This window comes from Streptomyces sp. NPDC085900 (assembly GCF_044540925.1).
In the GTDB taxonomy this organism is placed as follows: domain Bacteria; phylum Actinomycetota; class Actinomycetes; order Streptomycetales; family Streptomycetaceae; genus Streptomyces; species Streptomyces gilvifuscus.
In genome coordinates, this window is record NZ_JBITSP010000001.1 from 451,750 (window position 1) to 469,378 (window position 17,629).

Annotated in this window: 16 protein-coding genes; 12 read left to right on the forward strand and 4 right to left on the reverse strand. The window is 70.6% G+C overall.

Translation table 11 applies throughout. From position 1 onward, the window contains the following. Nucleotide 1 precedes the first annotated feature (1 nt). The 12 genes from ndk (at nucleotide 2) to ACIGDI_RS02050 (ending at nucleotide 14,600) form a co-directional block, all read left to right on the forward strand. Nucleotides 2–415 (forward strand): nucleoside-diphosphate kinase, encoded by a 414-nt coding sequence (gene ndk / locus ACIGDI_RS01995; RefSeq protein ID WP_142151946.1) that lies wholly within the window; start codon nucleotides 2–4, stop codon nucleotides 413–415. 267 nt (nucleotides 416–682) lie between these two features. Beyond that, entirely contained in the window at nucleotides 683–1,702 is a 1,020-nt protein-coding gene (locus tag ACIGDI_RS02000; RefSeq protein ID WP_004931372.1) for a rod shape-determining protein, read from the forward strand. 148 nt (nucleotides 1,703–1,850) lie between these two features. After that, nucleotides 1,851–2,789 (forward strand): rod shape-determining protein MreC, encoded by a 939-nt coding sequence (gene mreC / locus ACIGDI_RS02005; RefSeq protein ID WP_399889134.1) that lies wholly within the window; start codon nucleotides 1,851–1,853, stop codon nucleotides 2,787–2,789. 19 nt (nucleotides 2,790–2,808) lie between these two features. Continuing rightward, a complete protein-coding gene (gene mreD, locus ACIGDI_RS02010; RefSeq protein WP_399889137.1) occupies nucleotides 2,809–3,489 on the forward strand; it encodes a rod shape-determining protein MreD in 681 nt (226 codons plus the stop codon). Between the two features lie 116 nt (nucleotides 3,490–3,605). Beyond that, complete coding sequence (gene mrdA, locus ACIGDI_RS02015; RefSeq protein WP_399889140.1) at nucleotides 3,606–5,858, forward strand: penicillin-binding protein 2; 2,253 nt, start codon at nucleotides 3,606–3,608, stop codon at nucleotides 5,856–5,858. Then, nucleotides 5,855–7,054 carry a rod shape-determining protein RodA gene (gene rodA, locus ACIGDI_RS02020; protein WP_399889143.1) on the forward strand — a complete coding sequence of 400 codons (1,200 nt, stop codon included), beginning with the start codon at nucleotides 5,855–5,857 and terminating at the stop codon, nucleotides 7,052–7,054. The genes mrdA and rodA overlap by 4 nt, the downstream gene beginning before the upstream one ends. 54 nt (nucleotides 7,055–7,108) lie before the next feature. After that, nucleotides 7,109–8,617, forward strand: coding sequence for a CHAD domain-containing protein (locus tag ACIGDI_RS02025; RefSeq protein ID WP_399889146.1), 1,509 nt, complete (start codon nucleotides 7,109–7,111; stop codon nucleotides 8,615–8,617). A 129-nt stretch (nucleotides 8,618–8,746) separates the two neighbouring features. Next, nucleotides 8,747–10,717, forward strand: a complete 1,971-nt coding sequence (locus ACIGDI_RS02030; RefSeq protein ID WP_200701522.1) for a TIGR03960 family B12-binding radical SAM protein — start codon at nucleotides 8,747–8,749, stop codon at nucleotides 10,715–10,717. A 209-nt stretch (nucleotides 10,718–10,926) separates the two neighbouring features. Beyond that, nucleotides 10,927–12,684, forward strand: a complete 1,758-nt coding sequence (locus tag ACIGDI_RS02035; protein ID WP_399889150.1) for a SpoIIE family protein phosphatase — start codon at nucleotides 10,927–10,929, stop codon at nucleotides 12,682–12,684. Nucleotides 12,685–12,934: 250 nt separating this feature from the next. Continuing rightward, nucleotides 12,935–13,060 (forward strand): hypothetical protein, encoded by a 126-nt coding sequence (locus ACIGDI_RS02040; protein WP_399889153.1) that lies wholly within the window; start codon nucleotides 12,935–12,937, stop codon nucleotides 13,058–13,060. Continuing rightward, nucleotides 13,039–13,836 (forward strand): ANTAR domain-containing protein, encoded by a 798-nt coding sequence (locus ACIGDI_RS02045; protein ID WP_399889156.1) that lies wholly within the window; start codon nucleotides 13,039–13,041, stop codon nucleotides 13,834–13,836. The genes ACIGDI_RS02040 and ACIGDI_RS02045 overlap by 22 nt, the downstream gene beginning before the upstream one ends. Further along, nucleotides 13,833–14,600 (forward strand): GAF domain-containing protein, encoded by a 768-nt coding sequence (locus ACIGDI_RS02050; protein WP_399889159.1) that lies wholly within the window; start codon nucleotides 13,833–13,835, stop codon nucleotides 14,598–14,600. Before ACIGDI_RS02045 ends, ACIGDI_RS02050 begins: the two co-directional genes overlap by 4 nt. A gap of 6 nt (nucleotides 14,601–14,606) precedes the next feature. Here ACIGDI_RS02050 and ACIGDI_RS02055 read toward each other — a convergent pair whose 3' ends face one another. The 4 genes from ACIGDI_RS02055 to ACIGDI_RS02070 form a co-directional block, all read right to left on the reverse strand. Further along, on the reverse strand, nucleotides 14,607–15,083 hold the full coding sequence (locus ACIGDI_RS02055; protein WP_399889162.1) for a DUF5994 family protein: 477 nt from the start codon (nucleotides 15,081–15,083) through the stop codon (nucleotides 14,607–14,609). Next, a complete protein-coding gene (locus tag ACIGDI_RS02060) occupies nucleotides 15,053–15,487 on the reverse strand; it encodes a DUF5994 family protein (protein WP_399889165.1) in 435 nt (144 codons plus the stop codon). Before ACIGDI_RS02060 ends, ACIGDI_RS02055 begins: the two co-directional genes overlap by 31 nt. 43 nt (nucleotides 15,488–15,530) lie before the next feature. After that, a complete protein-coding gene (locus tag ACIGDI_RS02065) occupies nucleotides 15,531–16,532 on the reverse strand; it encodes an acyl-CoA desaturase (protein WP_399889168.1) in 1,002 nt (333 codons plus the stop codon). Between the two features lie 233 nt (nucleotides 16,533–16,765). Further along, on the reverse strand, nucleotides 16,766–17,605 hold the full coding sequence (locus ACIGDI_RS02070) for a class II glutamine amidotransferase (protein ID WP_399889171.1): 840 nt from the start codon (nucleotides 17,603–17,605) through the stop codon (nucleotides 16,766–16,768). Nucleotides 17,606–17,629 lie beyond the last annotated feature (24 nt).

The window sequence follows — 17,629 nt, forward strand, 5'->3', positions numbered from 1 at the left end:
AGTGAGCCAGCGCACCCTCGTCCTGCTCAAGCCCGACGCAGTCCGCCGTGGCCTGACCGGCGAGATCATCAGCCGCATCGAGCGCAAGGCCGGCTGGCAGATCACCGCGTTGGAGCTGCGCACACTGGACCAGGAGACGCTGGAGCAGCACTACGGCGAGCACAAGGGCAAGCCCTTCTACGAGCCGCTGGTGGAGTTCATGGCCTCCGGCCCGGTCGTGGCGCTCATCGTCGAGGGCGAGCGGGTCATCGAGGGGCTGCGCGCGCTCGCCGGCCCGACCGACCCGATCGCCGCCGCGCCGGGCTCCATCCGTGGCGACTACGGCGTGATCGTGCGCGAGAACCTGATCCACGCCTCCGACTCCGAGGAGTCCGCCGAGCGCGAGGTGAAGATCTTCTTCCCGGGCCGCGCGTAACGCTGCCCCGGCGGAACGGCGAGTCCGGGGGCGGTGCCCCCCGGACTTTCTGGCATATGCGTGGCGATCGAGGGAACGAGCACCCCCGAACGCCCCTCTCACCAAGCGAACGCACCCAGCATCTGCTGACAATGGCGGAGACCCTTACGCAGTGTCCGTGCGGGCGCCGATACGATGGAAGCCTTCACGTCACAGCACCCACTTCGCCGACCTGAAAAGCCCTCAAAAGCTCCCAGGAAGGCCAGACGAATCCTGATGGGGAACTCAATGTCGTTCATCGGCCGTGACATGGCTGTCGACCTCGGGACCGCCAACACGCTGGTGTACGTCAGGGGTCGCGGGATCGTACTCAACGAGCCGTCCGTAGTCGCGATCAACACGAACACCGGTGGCATCCTCGCGGTCGGTGCCGAAGCCAAGAAGATGATCGGCCGCACGCCCGGCAACATCGTCGCCGTCCGCCCGCTCAAGGACGGCGTGATCGCCGACTTCGAGATCACCGAGCGGATGCTCCGCTACTTCATCCTGAAGATCCACAAGCGGCGGTATCTGGCTCGTCCGCGGGTCGTCGTCTGTGTGCCCTCGGGCATCACCGGCGTCGAGCGCCGCGCCGTCATCGAGGCGTCGTCCCAGGCCGGCGCCCGCCAGGTGCACATCATCGAGGAGCCCATGGCCGCGGCCATCGGCTCCGGCCTGCCGGTCCACGAGGCCACGGGCAACATGGTGGTGGACATCGGCGGCGGCACGACGGAGGTCGCGGTCATCTCGCTCGGCGGCATCGTCACCGCCCAGTCCATCCGCGTCGCGGGCGACGAACTGGACAACGCGATCATCCAGCACATCAAGAAGGAGTACAGCCTCCTTCTGGGTGAGCGGACGGCCGAACAGATCAAGATCACGATCGGTTCGGCGTACGACCTCGACGCTGACGAACACACCGAAATCCGCGGCCGGGACCTGGTGTCCGGGTTGCCCAAGACCGTCGTCATCTCGGCAGCCGAGGTGCGCAAGGCCATCGAGGAACCGGTCAACGCCATCGTCGACGCCGTCAAGACGACCCTCGACAAGTGCCCGCCGGAGCTGTCCGGCGACATCATGGACCGCGGAATCGTTCTGACCGGCGGCGGAGCACTGCTGCGCGGTCTCGACGAGCGGCTGCGGCGCGAGACGGGCATGCCGATCCACATCGCCGAGGACCCGCTGGACAGCGTGGCGCTCGGCTCCGGCAAGTGCGTGGAGGAGTTCGAGGCGCTCCAGCAGGTGCTGGACGCCCAGCCGCGCAGATGAGGTAACTCTTCGATTCCGCCGTACGAGATGATCTCCTCTCGTGCGGCGGATCGTTGATATAGAGGCATAAGCTCACGCATAAGCCTCCGCACCTCCGAAAAAACCTGAACACCCGCACATTCCTATGAGGAAGGCACGGCCGCCGCACGTGAGGGACACGAGAGAGAGCCGGCTGCTCCTGGTGCTGTTGATCGCCGTCGCGTTCGCGCTGATCACCGTGGACATCCGCGGCGGGGAGGACTCACCCGTCGACGGTGCCCGCCAGGCGGCGGCCGCGGCCTTCGGCCCGATCGAGAACGGTGTGTCGGCGGCGGTCGACCCGGTCGGCAACGCCGTCTCCGCGATCCGCGACTCCGGCACCAAGCACGACCGGCTCGCCCGGCTGGAGAAGGAGAACGCGGCCCTCAAGGCAAAGCTCGGCAGCGACGACCGCAACACCAGCCGCCTCAAGCAGCTCGACAAGATGCTGAAGATCGCCGGCGAGGGACAGTACGGCATCAAGGGCGCCCAGGTCATCGCCATAGGAGCCGCCCAGGGCTTCTCCTGGACCATCACCATCGACGCCGGCGCCGACGACGGCATCAAGCGGGACATGACGGTCCTCAACGGCGACGGCCTGGTCGGACGCGTGACGACCGTCGGCCCCAACGCCTCCACCGTCCTGCTCGCCAACGACCCCGACTTCACCGTCGGCACCCGCATGGAGAACAGCGACGAACTCGGCTTCGCCTCCGGCCAGGGCGACCGGCCGCTGCGCGTCGAACTCCTCAACGGCAAGGCGGACGTGAAGAAGGGCGACCGGCTCGTCACCTTCGGCTCCCAGGCCGACAAGCCCTTCGTGCCCGGCGTCCCGGTCGGCGTGGTCTCCCGCGTCCAGCCCTCCGAGGGCGGCCTGACCCGGACCATCTACGTCACGCCGTACGTCGGCTTCACCAAGCTCGACATCGTCGGCGTCGTCGTCGAGGCCCCGAAGAAGGACCCCCGCGACACGGTGCTGCCGAAGAAGCCCAAGCCGATCCCGACGCCGACGGTCACCGTCACGGTCACCCCCTCGGCCAACGCGCCCACCGACGGCCCGACCCCGTAGCAGTAGGAGCTGAATCCCCATGCGTGTCAACCGGATCCTGCTCTCCTCGGCACTGGTGGTCGTCGCCCTGGTGATCCAGGTGAGCGTCCTGTCCAGGCTCCATCTCCCGGGCGCGGTACCCGACTTGCTGCTCCTGACCGTCCTGGGCCTGGCCATGGTCTACGGCCATGTCGGCGGCGCCCTCGTCGGCTTCGGCGCCGGCCTGCTCGCCGACCTCGCGCCCCCGGCCGACCACGCGGCCGGCCGCTACGCCCTGGTCCTGTGCGTCATCGGCTACCTCGCCGGTCTGGTCAAACCGGAGAACGGCAGACTCAAGTCGGCCACCGGCCCCATGGTCGTCGTGGTCGCCGCCGCCATCGGCTCCACCCTGCTGTACGCCGGGGTGGGCGCCCTCGTCGGCGACACCGCCGCCCGCCATGTCGGCCTGGCCGGGCTGCTGTTCACGGCCGCCCTGTACGACCTGCTGCTCGCCCCCTTCGTGGTGCCCGGCATCATGGCCCTGGCCCGGCGCGCCGACAACGACCCGCTCGCCGAGACCGGTTCCTCGGGCAAGAAGGCCACCGACATCTCCTCCGGCTGGATCTCCGCCGGTACCGGCCTGAAGATCGGCGGCCAGCGCGGCGGCCTCGGCGCCCTGAAGACCAAGGCGCGCACCCGCACCGCCCGGGTGGGACGCATCAAGGGGGTCAAGCGGCTGTGAGAGCGGGTCAGTTCACCCGAACGGGGCACTTTTCGCGGAACGGCGCCTCACAGGTCGGTCGTTCATCATGCGTACGCGCTCACACATTCGCGCACTGAGAGGGGGAGGCAGCCAACGTGACCAACATTCCCGAGACCGGACGGACGCCACGCGTCCAGATCCGCCTCGTCGTCATCCAGATCCTCGTCCTCTCCCTGCTCGGCACCCTCGGCGGACGCCTGTGGTACCTGCAGATCCGCGAGGGCGCCGCGTACCAGAAGGAAGCCTCCGGCAACCACGTCCAGCAGGTCGTCGAGCCCGCCGTGCGCGGCTCCATCCTGGACGCGCGCGGAGTACCGCTCGCGGACAACGAGACCCGGCTGGTGGTCTCCGCCTCCCGCACCGACCTGCTGAAGATGAAGGACGACGGCAAGGCCGTCCTGACCAAGCTGGCCGGCGTCCTGGGCATGAAGCCCGCGGACGTCATGCAGAAGGTCCGGCTGTGCGACGCCAAGACCCCCCAGCCGTGCTGGAACGGCTCGCCGTACCAGCCGATCCCCATCACCGACGAGGCCACCCCTCGCCAGGCCCTGCAGATCCGCGAGCGCTCCGAGGACTTCCCCGGCATCACCGCCGAGCCCGAGGCCGTGCGCCGCTACGGGGCCCCCGGCAAGGCCAACACCGCCCAGGTCCTCGGCTACCTCTCCCCGGTCACCGACGACGAGATCCAGCAGGCCAAGGACACCGACTCGCCCTACCTGCGCTCCGACCAGGTCGGCCGCTCGGGCCTGGAGCGCCAGTACGACAAGGAACTGCGCGGCAAGGCCGGCGTCACCCGCTACGAGGTCGACAACCTCGGCCGTGTCATCGGCAAGGCCAAGTCCGACGCCGCCCAGCCCGGCGCGAACCTCGTCACCAGCATCGACTCCCGCGTCCAGCGCGTCGCCGAGTACGAGCTGAACGTGGCGATGAAGAGGGCTCGCGAGCAGTTCGACAAGATCACCGGCGAGAACTACAAGGCCGACTCCGGCGCCGTCGTCGTCATGGAGGCCAAGACCGGCCGCATCGTCGCCATGGCCTCCGCGCCCACGTACGACCCGAACGTGTGGGTGGGCGGCATCTCCGCCAAGGACTACAAGGCACTCACCGGCAAGAACTCCGACTACCCGCTGCTCAATCGGGCCATACAGGGTCAGTCCGCGCCCGGTTCGACCTTCAAGGTGGTCTCCACGGCCGCCGCCGTCGAGGCCGGCTACGTGTGGGACGGCGGCTACCCCTGCACCAGCTCGTACTCGGTGGGCGGCCAGGTCTTCAAGAACTTCGAGGGCGAGAACTTCGGCCCGATCTCCCTGGGCCGCGCCTTGGAGGTCTCCTGCGACACCGTCTTCTACGGCCTCGCCGACCAGCAGTGGAAGAAGGACGGCGGCATCAACCCCAAGAAGGGCCAGCCCAAGGACTACTTCTACAAGGCCGCCCACCAGTTCGGCCTCGGCAAGGAGACCGGCGTCGACCTGCCGAACGAGGTCACCGGCCGCGTCCCCGACCGCCAGTGGAAGGAGTCCTACTGGAAGGCCAACAAGGACGCCTGGTGCAAGACCGGCAAGAAGGACGGCTCGTACGTCGAGAAGATCGCCTACGAGAACTGCCTCGAGGGCAACAAGATGCGCGAGGGTGACTCGATCAACTACTCCATCGGCCAGGGCGACACGCTCGTCACGCCGATCCAGGAGGCCATGATCTACGGGGCGCTCGCCAACGGCGGCACCGAGTACGTCCCCACCATCGGCAAGGCCGTCGTCAGCGCCGACGGCAAGACCGTCCAGGAGATCAAGCCCAAGGTCAAGGCGAAGCTGCCGGTCAGCCAGGCCACCCTCAAGGGCATGGACAAGGCCCTCGCCGGCGTCATCACCAGCGGTACCGCCGCCTGGAAGTTCCAGGGCTGGCCGCAGGACAAGATCGAGCTGCACGCCAAGACCGGTACCGCCGAGGTCTACGGCAAGCAGACCACCTCGTGGCTCGCCACGTACTCCAAGGACTACACGGTCGTCATGACCATCGCCCAGGCCGGTACGGGTTCCGGCGCCTCCGGTGAGGCCGTGCGCAACATCTACAGCGCGATGTACGGCGTGCAGCCCGACGGCTCCATCGACAAGAAGAAGGCACTGCTGCCCACCCCGCAGAAGGTCCTGCCGAAGATCCAGACGGACGGCACCATCGCCTCCCCGAAGGTCTCCAAGGACCCGGTCAAGGACCTGGAGAAGGCCCAGAAGGACGGCGCCACGTCCCCCGACGGGACCCAGCCCGGCGCGACCACCGCCTCGCCCACCGCGACCAACCGCAACACCCGCCGCAGGCCGCGCAGAAGGGGAAGCCGGAGGATGCTCACATGACCGGTGCCAACAGCTTCTCCGTCTCCGGGTACGGACCCGAGCGGGCCGGCTGGACGCGGATCTTCGCCCGCGACTCGGTCACCCGCCGCCTGGACTGGCCGATGCTGCTGTCGGGCCTCGCCCTGTCCGCCCTCGGCTCGCTCCTCGTCTTCTCCGCGACCCGCAACCGCACGGAGATCAACCAGGGCGACCCGTACTACTTCCTGATCCGGCACATCATGAACACCGGCATCGGGCTCGCCCTGATGCTCGGCACGATCTGGCTCGGCCACCGGACCCTGCGCACCGCCGTCCCGATCCTCTACGGCATCTCCCTGTTCGGGGTGCTGCTGGTCCTCACCCCGCTCGGCGCCACCATCAACGGCAGCCGCAACTGGATCGTCTTCGGCGGCGGATTCTCCCTGCAGCCCGCCGAGTTCGTGAAGATCACGATCATCCTCGGCATGGCGATGCTGCTCTCGGCCCGGGTCGACGCGGGCGACAAGAAGTACCCCGACCACCGCACGGTCCTGCAGTCGCTGGGCCTGGCCGCCGTACCCATCCTGATCGTGCTGCTCATGCCCGACCTCGGCACGGTACTGGTCCTGGTGACGATCATCCTCGGCGTGCTGCTCGCCTCCGGCGCCTCCAACCGCTGGGTCTTCGGCATGATCACGGCCGGCGTCGTCGGCTGCATCGCCATCTGGCAGCTGCACATCCTGGACGAGTACCAGATCGCCCGGTTCGCGGCCTTCGCCAACCCCAGCCTCGACCCGGCCGGCGTCGGCTACAACACCAACCAGGCCCGCATCGCGATCGGTTCGGGCGGCCTCACCGGCGCCGGGCTCTTCCACGGCTCGCAGACCACCGGCCAGTTCGTGCCCGAGCAGCAGACCGACTTCGTGTTCACGGTCGCGGGGGAGGAGCTCGGCTTCGTCGGCGCGGGCCTGATCATCCTCCTGCTCGGCGTGGTCCTGTGGCGCGCCTGCCGCATCGCCCGCGACTCGACGGAGCTCTATGGCACGATCGTGGCCGCCGGCATCGTCGCCTGGTTCGCCTTCCAGGCGTTCGAGAACATCGGCATGACCCTCGGCATCATGCCCGTCACCGGCCTGCCGCTGCCGTTCGTGTCCTACGGCGGCTCGTCGATGTTCGCCGTGTGGATGGCCGTCGGGCTGCTGCAGTCGATCAAGGTGCAAAGACCCATGTCCGCCTGAGCGCAGGCCCGATCGGCCCTGCCGCCATGACCCGAATCCCACTAGATTCGGGTCATGGCGGACACAAAACGCGAGATCGAGCGCAAGTACGAGTCCGACGACAGCGGGCTGCCCGATCTGACCGGCGTCGCGGGCGTCGACGCCGTCGTCGACAAGGGCGTCGCCCACCTGGACGCCACCTACTACGACACCGCGGACGAGCGACTCGCCGCCGCCTCGATCACGCTGCGCCGCCGCACCGGTGGCGCGGACGCCGGCTGGCACCTGAAGTTCCCCGTCGCCCCCGGCGTACGGGACGAGATCCGCGCCCCGCTCTCCGACACCCTCCCGAGCGTCCTCGCCGCACTGATCCGCTCCCGGGTCCGGGACGCCCAACTGCTGCCCGTGGTCCGGCTGCGCTCCGACCGTGACGTCAGCGACCTCGTCGACGCCACGGGCCGCGTCCTCGCCGAGGTCAGCGTGGACGCCGTACACGCCGAACGGCTCACCGGCGCCGGCGGCACCGCCCAGTGGACCGAACTGGAGGTGGAACTCGCCGACGACGGCGACCCCGCCTTCCTCGACAAGGTCGACAAACGACTGCGCAAGGCGGGCGTACGGCCGTCCGGATCGGCCTCGAAGCTCGCCCGGGCGCTCACGGAGACGTCACCGAAGAAGAAGCGCCGCAACGGCAAGCCGACCCCGCCCCCGCCGGTGACCGCCGGGGACCACGTCCTCGCCTACGTCCGCGAGCAGCGGGACACCATCGTCGCCCTCGACCCGGCGGTACGACAGGACACCTACGACGCACTGCACCGGATGCGCGTCGCCACCCGCCGTATGCGCAGCGCCTTCCGCAGCTACGCGAAGGTCCTCGACCGCACCGTCACCGATCCCGTCGGCGAGGAACTGAAGTGGCTGGCCTCCGAACTAGGGGTGGGACGGGACAGCGAGGTCCTCGCCGAGCGGCTGTCGACGGCCCTCGAAGGACTGCCCACGACGCTGGTCAACGGTCCCGTCCGCACCCGCCTGGGGCGGTGGGCGGACGCCCGGCGCGGCGGCTCCCGCCGACGGCTGACCGGCGTACTGGACTCGTCGCGGTACCTGGCCCTGCTCGACACCCTGGACGCGCTGGTCGACGAGCCGCCCTTTCTCAAGGACGCCGGCGGCAAGCCGGAGAAGGTGATCGCCAAGGCCGTACGCAAGGACTTCGGGAGACTGTCGGAGCTGGTGGAACGCGCCGTCGCCCTCGACCCCGGCACCGAGCGCGACCTGGCGCTGCACGAGTCCCGCAAGAAGGCCAAGCGGGCACGGTACTCGGCCGAGGCCGCCGTCGGCGCCCTCGGCGACCGCGCGTCCGCCCTGGTCAAGTCCATGAAGTCGGTCCAGACGCTGCTCGGCGACCACCAGGACAGCGTCATGGCCCGCCAGAGCCTGCGCGAGCTGTCGGCCCTGGCGCACGCGGCGGGGGAGAGCTCCTTCACGTACGGGGTGCTCTACGGGCGCGAGGAGCAGCGGGCGGCGGCCACGGAGCTGGCGCTGCCCGTGGCCTGGCGGAAGATCACGGAGGCGACGGACATCTGACGGTCGGTCGAGGACGGGGGAGGCGGTCACGGGCGTCCGGGCGGTCGGGGAGGGGCCGTGGCCGCGTTACGCTAGATGGTCACCCCTGTCAGTCCAGTCCATCCAGCCCATCCCACGAAGGTTCGCGAGATGCCTGCCGAAGTCGCTGCGTCGGTGTTCCCGCAGCTCGAAGCTCTGCTCCCCCATGTGCAGAAGCCGATCCAGTACGTCGGCGGAGAGCTCAACTCCACGGTCAAGCCGTGGGAGTCCTGCGACGTCCGCTGGGCGCTGATGTACCCGGACGCCTACGAGGTCGGCCTGCCCAACCAGGGCGTCATGATCCTCTACGAGGTCCTGAACGAGCAGGAGGGCGTCCTCGCCGAGCGCACCTACAGCGTGTGGCCGGACCTGGAGGCGCTGATGCGGGAGCACGGCGTCCCGCAGTTCACCGTGGACAGCCATCGCCCGGTGAAGGCCTTCGACGTGTTCGGGCTCAGCTTCTCCACGGAGCTGGGCTACACCAACATGCTCACCGCCCTGGACCTGGCGGGCATCCCGCTGGAGTCGAAGGACCGTGGGCTGGACGACCCGATCGTCCTGGCCGGCGGTCACGCCGCCTTCAACCCCGAGCCGATCGCGGACTTCATCGACGCGGCGATCATCGGCGACGGCGAGCAGGCCGTGCTGGACATGACGCGGATCATCAAGGAGTGGAAGGCCGAGGGCCGCCCCGGCGGCCGCGAGGAGGTCCTCTTCCGCCTCGCGAAGACCGGCGGCGTGTACATCCCCGCGTTCTACGACGTCGAGTACCTCCCCGACGGCCGTATCGCCCGCGTGGTCCCCAACAAGTCGGGCGTCCCGTGGCGCGTGTCCAAGCACACGGTCATGGACCTCGACGAGTGGCCTTACCCGAAGCAGCCGCTGGTCCCGCTGGCCGAGACGGTCCACGAGCGCATGTCGGTGGAGATCTTCCGCGGCTGCACGCGCGGCTGCCGCTTCTGCCAGGCCGGCATGATCACCCGCCCGGTCCGGGAACGCTCCATCACCGGCATCGGCGAGATGGTCGACAAGGGCCTGAAGGCGACGGGCTTCGAGGAGGTCGGCCTCCTCTCGCTCTCCTCGGCGGACCACAGCGAGATCGGCGACATCGCCAAGGGCCTCGCGGACCGCTACGAGGAGGACAAGATCGGCCTGTCGCTCCCCTCCACCCGGGTCGACGCCTTCAACGTGGACCTGGCGAACGAGCTGACGCGCAACGGCCGTCGCTCCGGCCTCACCTTCGCGCCCGAGGGCGGCTCGGAGCGCATGCGCAAGGTCATCAACAAGATGGTGTCCGAGGAGGACCTCATCCGCACCGTCGCCACCGCCTACGGCAACGGCTGGCGCCAGGTGAAGCTGTACTTCATGTGCGGCCTGCCGACGGAGACGGACGAGGACGTCCTGCAGATCGCCGACATGGCGACGCGGGTCATCCAGAAGGGCCGCGAGGTCTCCCGCTCCAACGACATCCGCTGCACGGTCTCCATCGGCGGCTTCGTCCCCAAGCCGCACACCCCCTTCCAGTGGGCCCCGCAGCTCTCCGCCGAGGAGACGGACGCCCGCCTGGAGAAGCTCCGCGACAAGATCCGCGGCGACAAGAAGTACGGCCGCTCGATCGGCTTCCGCTACCACGACGGCAAGCCGGGCATCGTCGAAGGCCTGCTCTCCCGCGGCGACCGCCGCATCGGCGCGGTCATCCGCGCCGTCTACGAGGACGGCGGCCGCTTCGACGGCTGGCGCGAGCACTTCTCCTACGACCGCTGGATGAGCTGCGCCGACAAGGCGCTGGCCCCCTTCGGCGTGGACGTCGACTGGTACACCACCCGCGAGCGCACCTACGAGGAGGTCCTCCCCTGGGACCACCTCGACTCCGGCCTGGACAAGGACTGGCTCTGGGAGGACTGGCAGGACGCGCTCGACGAGACCGAGGTCGAGGACTGCCGCTGGACACCGTGCTTCGACTGCGGGGTGTGCCCGCAGATGGACACCCACATCCAGGTCGGGCCCACCGGCAAGAAGCTGCTGCCTCTCACGGTCAAGAACGCCGGTCCGGCGCCGGCTTCGAGCGGGCACACGCACTGAGGTGAGCGAGGACGAGGTGGACACGGCCCCGCCGGGTCGGTCGTACGGCCCGGCAGCCACCTCAGGACGGCAGGATGTTTCGGCCATACCATGACAGGGCCGTCGCCACCGGGATCTTCGTCGTTCACGTGGCCCTCTGCGCGGGTACGGCTGTTCCGGCGCGCTGGACGGCGTACCGTCGCTGACGGCCGCCATGAACGGAGGGCGCGATGGTGGAGGACCTGGGAGGCGACGGGCCGCCGTGGCCCGCGGCCGGGCCGGGGCTCTGGTCGCGCGTCGTCGAGCAGCTGGGCACCGCCCTGATGGTGGTGGATCCGGCCGGGCGGATCCTCGCCGTCAACCCGGAGACCGAACGCCTGCTGGACCGGCCCGCGGACGCGATGCGCGGGATGGACGCTCACGAGCTGCTGCACCGGGACCCGGACGGGGGCACACAGCCGCGCAAGCAGTGTTCGCTGCTTCAGTCGCTGGCCGCGGGGGTCGCCGCACGCGGGGAGGGCGACAGCTATCTGCGCGGAGACGGGCGCCTGGTCACGATCTCCTGGTCCGCTTCTCCGCTGCTGGCCGACGGCTCCCTCGAGGGCATGGTCCTGCTCTTCACCGACGTCCAGGGCGACCACGGCGCACGCAGTGAACGCGCGGCCTACACGAGCGCTCTGGAGGACCTCAACGAGCGGCTGACGCTGGTCGCGGAGATCACCGACGTACTGGGGCAGACCCTGGAGACCGACGAGGCCCTGGCCCGGCTGGGCCGCCTGCTGGTCCCTCGCCTCGCCGACTGGGCGGCGGTGGATCTCCGGACCGGCTCCGGGCAGGTCCACCGGGTGACGGTGTCGGGGCCGACGGGCCCGGAGGCCAAGCTGGAGGGCGGGCGCGAGCGCCTTCCCGAGCCGGCGGAGGCGGACGGCTCGCCTCTCGTCCAGGTGCTGAACGGCGGATCCCCCGTTCTGTGGCACGAGCAGGACGACACGCAGAGGCGGGACACCCGGACGTACGACACCCAGGCGGGAGCCCTGTCCGGCTCGCCCCTGTCCGCCCTCCACAGCGACTTCCTGCGGACGGTGCACGCGACATCCTTCATCACGGTGCCGCTGGGCTCCAGACGGCCGGTCACCGGCGCCCTGACGCTGGTGCGCACCGACGCGGCGCACCCCTTCGACACCGCCGACCTGGGTGTGGTGAGCGACATCGGCCGCCGGGTCGGCCTGGTCGTCGACAACGCCCGCCGGTACGGGCGCCAGCGCGCCGTCGCCGAGGCGATGCAGCGCAACCTGCTCGCCCCGCTGCCCCAGCCGGGTCGGTTGCGACTGGCCGCCCGCTACCAGCCCGCCCCGGTCGGCTCCCAGGTCGGCGGCGACTGGTACGACGCTTTCGAGCTGAAGGACGGCGCGCTCGCACTGGTCATCGGTGACGTCGTCGGCCACGACCTGACCGCGGCTGCCGGGATGGCCCAGCTCCACGGCATCCTGCGGTCCCTGGCCTGGGACCGCAGCGAGCCGCCCGGCGCCGTCGTCGACCGTCTCGACGACGCCATGCCCGCCATCACCACCGTCCCGATGGCCACCCTCGTCCTCGCCCGGATCGAAGGCGACCCGCACACCGGCCCCTGGACCCTGCGGTGGACCAGCGCCGGACATCCGCCGCCCCTCCTGCTGGTCCCCGGCGGACAGGCGCGGTACCTCGAAGCCGGCCAGGGACTCGTCCTCGGTGCTCCCCCGACCACCGGCGCGAGCAGGCCGAACGCCACGCTGCCCCTGCCGCCGGGCTCCACCCTCCTCCTCTACACCGACGGCCTGATCGAGATCCCCGGCAGCGACCTCGACTCCGGTCTGGTCCGGTTGCGCCACCACGCCCTCGCGCTCGCCGACGCACCGCTGGACGCGCTGTGCGACGAGCTGCTCGCGCGTATGCCCCCCGGCAGTACGGACGACGTGGCCCTGATGGCCCTGCGTCTGCCGACTCCGTGACAGGGGCGAGCGCCGGGGCCCGGGGATCGTCGTGGGGCCCTGGTGCACGCGGTCGCCTCAGGTGTCGCTCGGCACCGCCGGAACAAGCCATGTGCCCGGCTGCCCCGCCGACGGGCCCCGCCGCCCCTGTGTGCGGCGGTACGCTGGGGATACGGCCGCCCGTGCCCCCGGCCCTCTCCGTGCACGACCGTCCCGCGCAACAGAGGCCCTGCGCAAAGCCGAAGCCACTCTCGCGAGGAGATGGGCGCGCATGAGCGATCTGTGCGACGAGTGCCGCGTGGTCCGGGCAGGCTCCGAGCTGGACGGGACGACCGCGCCGGCCTTCGCGCGCGACCGCGGCACGGAGTCCGGCCCGTGGCAGAATCGGGCGCCGTGATCAGCGACGGCATGGCCGAGGTGCTGCGTCGGCTGCACCTCGACAGGCCCGGTGATCCGACGCCGGCCTGGGCACGGGCCCTCGGCGCCGGGGGCGTCGCGCTGACCCTGCTCGTCGGCGCCGAGCGGACGCCGGAGCCACTGTGGTGTCACCCCGATCTGAGCGCCCGGTTCGAGGAGCTCCAGTTCACGCTGGGCGAGGGACCGGGGCCGGAGGCCATCCACAACGGCCTGCCCGTATTGGAGCCGGACCTGGACCGGGTGCGCCTCGCACGCTGGCCCGCGCTGTTGCCCGCCGCGGCGAAGATGGGTGTGCACGGCGTCTGCTGCTTCCCGCTCGGCCTCGGCGCCATCCGGGTCGGTGTGCTGACCGTGCTGTGCGACGGGGAGCGGCGGATGGGCGCGCAGCAGTACGCGGACGCCGGCGCCCTCGCGGCGGCGCTGACCAGTGTGTTCCTGGGCGGGGACCTGCGCCGCGACGCAGACGGTTCGGCGCTCGACGTTCCGGAGCCGCCGTCGGGCCTGCATCGCCCGGCCGTGCACCAGGCCACGGGCATGATCAGTGTCCAGCTCGGCGTGTCCATGCAGGAGGCGCTGCTGCGCCTGCGGGCCCACGCCTACGGCAGCGAACGCCCCCTCGGGGAAGTGGCCCAGGACGTGGTCGCCCGCCGGCTCCGTTTCCGCGACGAACCCACCGGCGGCTCCACCGGCGACTTCACCGACGACTTCGACGACGATGGAAGCGGGCCGCATTCGCCCGACGGAGGAAAGGGATGATCGGCATGGCCCGCGAACGACGTCTGGCCGAGATCTTCGTGGAGGTCGCTGACTCCCTCGTCGACGACTTCGACGTGATCGACCTGCTGCAACGGCTGTCCACACGCTGCGTCGAGCTGCTCGACGTGGCGGCGGCCGGCATCCTGCTCGCCGACGCGAACGGCGAACTGCAGATCATCGCCGCCTCGGACGAACACACCCGGCTGCTGGAGCTGTTCGCGCTCCAGCACGACCAGGGCCCGTGTGTGGAGTGCTACCGCACCGGCAACGCCCGCACCAACATCGACCTCACGCGCCCGGAGACGACCGTGGCCTGGCCACGCTTCGCCGCCCGCGCCCGCGCGACCGGGTACGTGGCCACCCACGCCATCCCCCTGCGCCTGCGCAACCGGGTCGTCGGCGCGCTCAACCTCTTCCAGACCAGGGCGCACCGACTCGGCGACGACGACATCGCGCTCGCCCGCGCCCTCGCCGACGTGGCCACCATCGCGATACTGCAGCAGCGCACGCTGGAGCAGTCGCACGTGGAGAACAGCCAGCTGGAGACCGCGCTGAGCAGCCGCATCCTGATCGAACAGGTCAAGGGCGTGCTGGCGGAGCGCTGGGACAGCTCCGTCGACGACGCCTTCGCCGCGTTCCGCGCGTACGCCCGCGCCCGTCACCTGCGTCTGTCGGAGTTCGCCACGCAGATCATCTCGGGCGGCTTCGACACCGCGGCCATCCCGCCACCGGCACCGGACCGTTCCGCGGACCGTCACGGCTGACCGCTCTCACGCCCCGGTGCCGGTGTCGATGAGGATCTGCGCGGCCCCGGTGACGTTGTCGGCGCGCACCGCCGCGGCCATCGCGGCGCGTGCCGCCTCGGGCGTCGCGTGGGGCGGGACCACGAGGAGGGAGAAGTGGTCCGCCTCGCCCCGGGTGATGAGGACGGTGTCGTCACCGACCGGGAAGGAGTCGACACGGACGACGCGGTCGCCGACGACCAGTCGCCTCGGCAGTTCGTCCCAGGCGTCGGTGTCCAGGCCGACCCGCGTGACCGGGCCCAGCAGGTCGGTCAGCGCGGTGATCAGGGCGGGCAGCTCGGCCGCGATGTCACGGGAGCGCGGCCACCACGCGCCGTCGAGAACGCCCTGCCGGTCGGTCGTGGTCTCCAGTCGTACGACGGCCGTACCGGGCTTCACGGGCTGGGGGAGGGCGGCGTCCGGTGGGAGCGAGGTCACCCGGGGGGAATCGGATCCGGTGCCCATGGCGAGCCTCCCCCGATGGCGTCCGCCGCGGCCGCCATGAGCGGTTCCGCGGCCTCCTCGGTGGTGTCCGGGGGCACCACCAGCAGGTCCCAGCGACCTCGGCCGGGGGCGAGCAGGACGACGGTGTGCGGAGCGGACGCGGCCACGTTCCTGCGCAGCCGTACGACCTGGTCGGCGACGAACATCCGGCCGGGCCCGGCGGCCCATGTCGCCCCGTTGACGGTGACGTTGGTGACATGACCCCACTCCCGGGGCAACCCGGCCAGCAGGCGCGGAAGTTCGGTGAGGAGGTCGTAGGAGCGCGGCCACCACGCCCCGTCGATGGACCGGGGCGGGCCGTCGGGGGCCAGGCGCAGGCGCAGGACAGGGTGTGAGGGGAGCGGGGGTTGCAGTGCGGCGGTCATGAGGGGCTCCTGTCGGCTGCCGTGCGGGAGTGGACGGTCGACGTCAGACGCGGCGGGCCGCTATCCGGTCCGGCGTCGGCCAGCGCACGTCGTGCACCCAGCCGAGGCGTTCGAAGAGGCGGATGACGGCGGCGGACACGTCGATCTGGCCGCGGTCGACTCCGTGCCGGGCGCTGGTGGGGTCGGCGTGGTGGAGGTTGTGCCAGCTCTCACCGAAGGAGAGCAGGGCCAGCGGCCACAGGTTGGTGGCCCGGTCGTGACGGCGGGTGCGGAAGGGGCGCTCACCGATCAGGTGACAGAGGGAGTTGACGCTCCAGGTGACGTGGTGGAGCAGGGCGATGCGGACAAGTCCCGCCCACAGCAGGGCGGTCACGCCGTACAGCCAGCTGCCGCCGATGGCCCATCCCAGCCCGAAGGGCAGGGCGAGCGTGAGGACGCTCAGCAGGGGGAAGGCGCGGGAGACGGCGCGGATGTCGCGGTCGGCGAGCAGGTCGGGGGCGTACCGTTCGACGGGGGTGCCGTCGTTGCGGAACAGCCAGCCCACGTGGGCGTGCAGCACCCCGCGCAACTGGCCGCGCAGGTGCGTGCCGTAGCGGTACGGCGAGTGCGGGTCGCCGGGGCGGTCGGTGAAGGCGTGGTGGCGGCGGTGGATGGCGACCCAGCCGATGACGTCGCCCTGGAAACTCATCGAACCGGCCACGGCCAGTGCGATCCGTAGGGGGCGGACGGCCCGGTAGCCGCCGTGGGTGAGACCGCGGTGGAAGCCGACCGTGACGCCGAGGCCCGTGATCGTGTAGAGGACGGCGGCGAGCACGATGTCCGTGGGGTGGATCAGGCTGCCCCACAGCAGCCGGCCGGCCAGGCCGAGGGCCACGAAGGGCAGGACGACGATCAGCCCGGTCACGGCCACGTACACGCGGTCGGCGCCGGTGCGGGGCGGGGACGGCGCGTCCGCGGGGAAGGGGGAGGTGCCGTCGTAGCCCTGGGGCGGCGAGGCGGTGTCCGGCGGGGGCGCCGTGACGGACGTGAGGGAGCTGGGTGTCATGGCCGGGGCTCCTGCCCTCGATGAGGCCGCTCTGAAGGAGGTGCGGCCGGGGTCAAGGGCTGCCCCTGGGGTGGGTGGTGTGCTGAGGACGACGTGTCGGGTCCGCACGCCCCACCCTCGTACTCCTCACAGTACTCCTCGCGCCGGGGGGCACCCGGACGTCGCTGGTCCGCAGGCCCTGGTGGCAGGGCCTCGAAGCGCACCCGGACGGTGGTGGACCCCGCGCAGCGGTGTCACCGGTGGTCGGACCGGGGCTGGAAGGCGTGGAGGGTGTCCTGGTCCGGATGGACGATGCCGTAGCTGCTTTCGGGGACCTCGTTCCAGGCCCCGGGGAGGTCGCCCAGGGGTTCGGACACGACCAGGCGGGTTTCCTCCCCGACCTCGCGCAGGAACGCGGCGTCCGGGTGGAGGGCGCGCAGGGAGTCGACCCGGGTGCTGTAGTACAGGGACCGCGAGGAGCCCTCGCTGGAGTAGCGGAAGGCCCACAGGCGATCGCCGTCGGACACGGCGAGGGTCATCTGGAGCGGGTGCCGCACGCCGTGCTTGTGTCCCGTCTCCTCGACCAGGCCGGCCATGCGGGCCACGGCGTCCGGCGGGTCGTCGGTGAGACCGAGCGTCAGGGCCAGGTAGAACATCAGCTCGGAGTCGGTCGAACCCTCGATCTCGGGGTAGAGGGCGGGGTCGACGGCGAGGGCAAGTTCACGTCGCAGCCGTGGGAAATCGTTGATCACGCCGTTGTGCATCCACAGCCAGCGATCCCATCGGAAGGGGTGGCAGTTGGTCTGCTGCACGGCCGTTCCGGTCGTCGCCCTGATGTGGGCGAAGAACAGTCCCGAACGGACGTGGTGGGCGACCTCCTGCAGATTGCGGTTGTTCCAGGCCGGGCCCACGTCCCGCACCACCGCCGGGGTGACGAGATCCTCGGCGTACCAGCCGACTCCGAAGCCGTCGCCGTTGGTGGTCTCCACGCCCAGGCGGGAGTGCAGACTCTGGTCGATCAGACTGTGCTGCGGCTCGAACAGGACGCGGCTGAGCAGGATGGGCGTGCCCGAGTAGGCGATCCAGCGGCACATGTCCGCACCCACCTCCCTCTGACG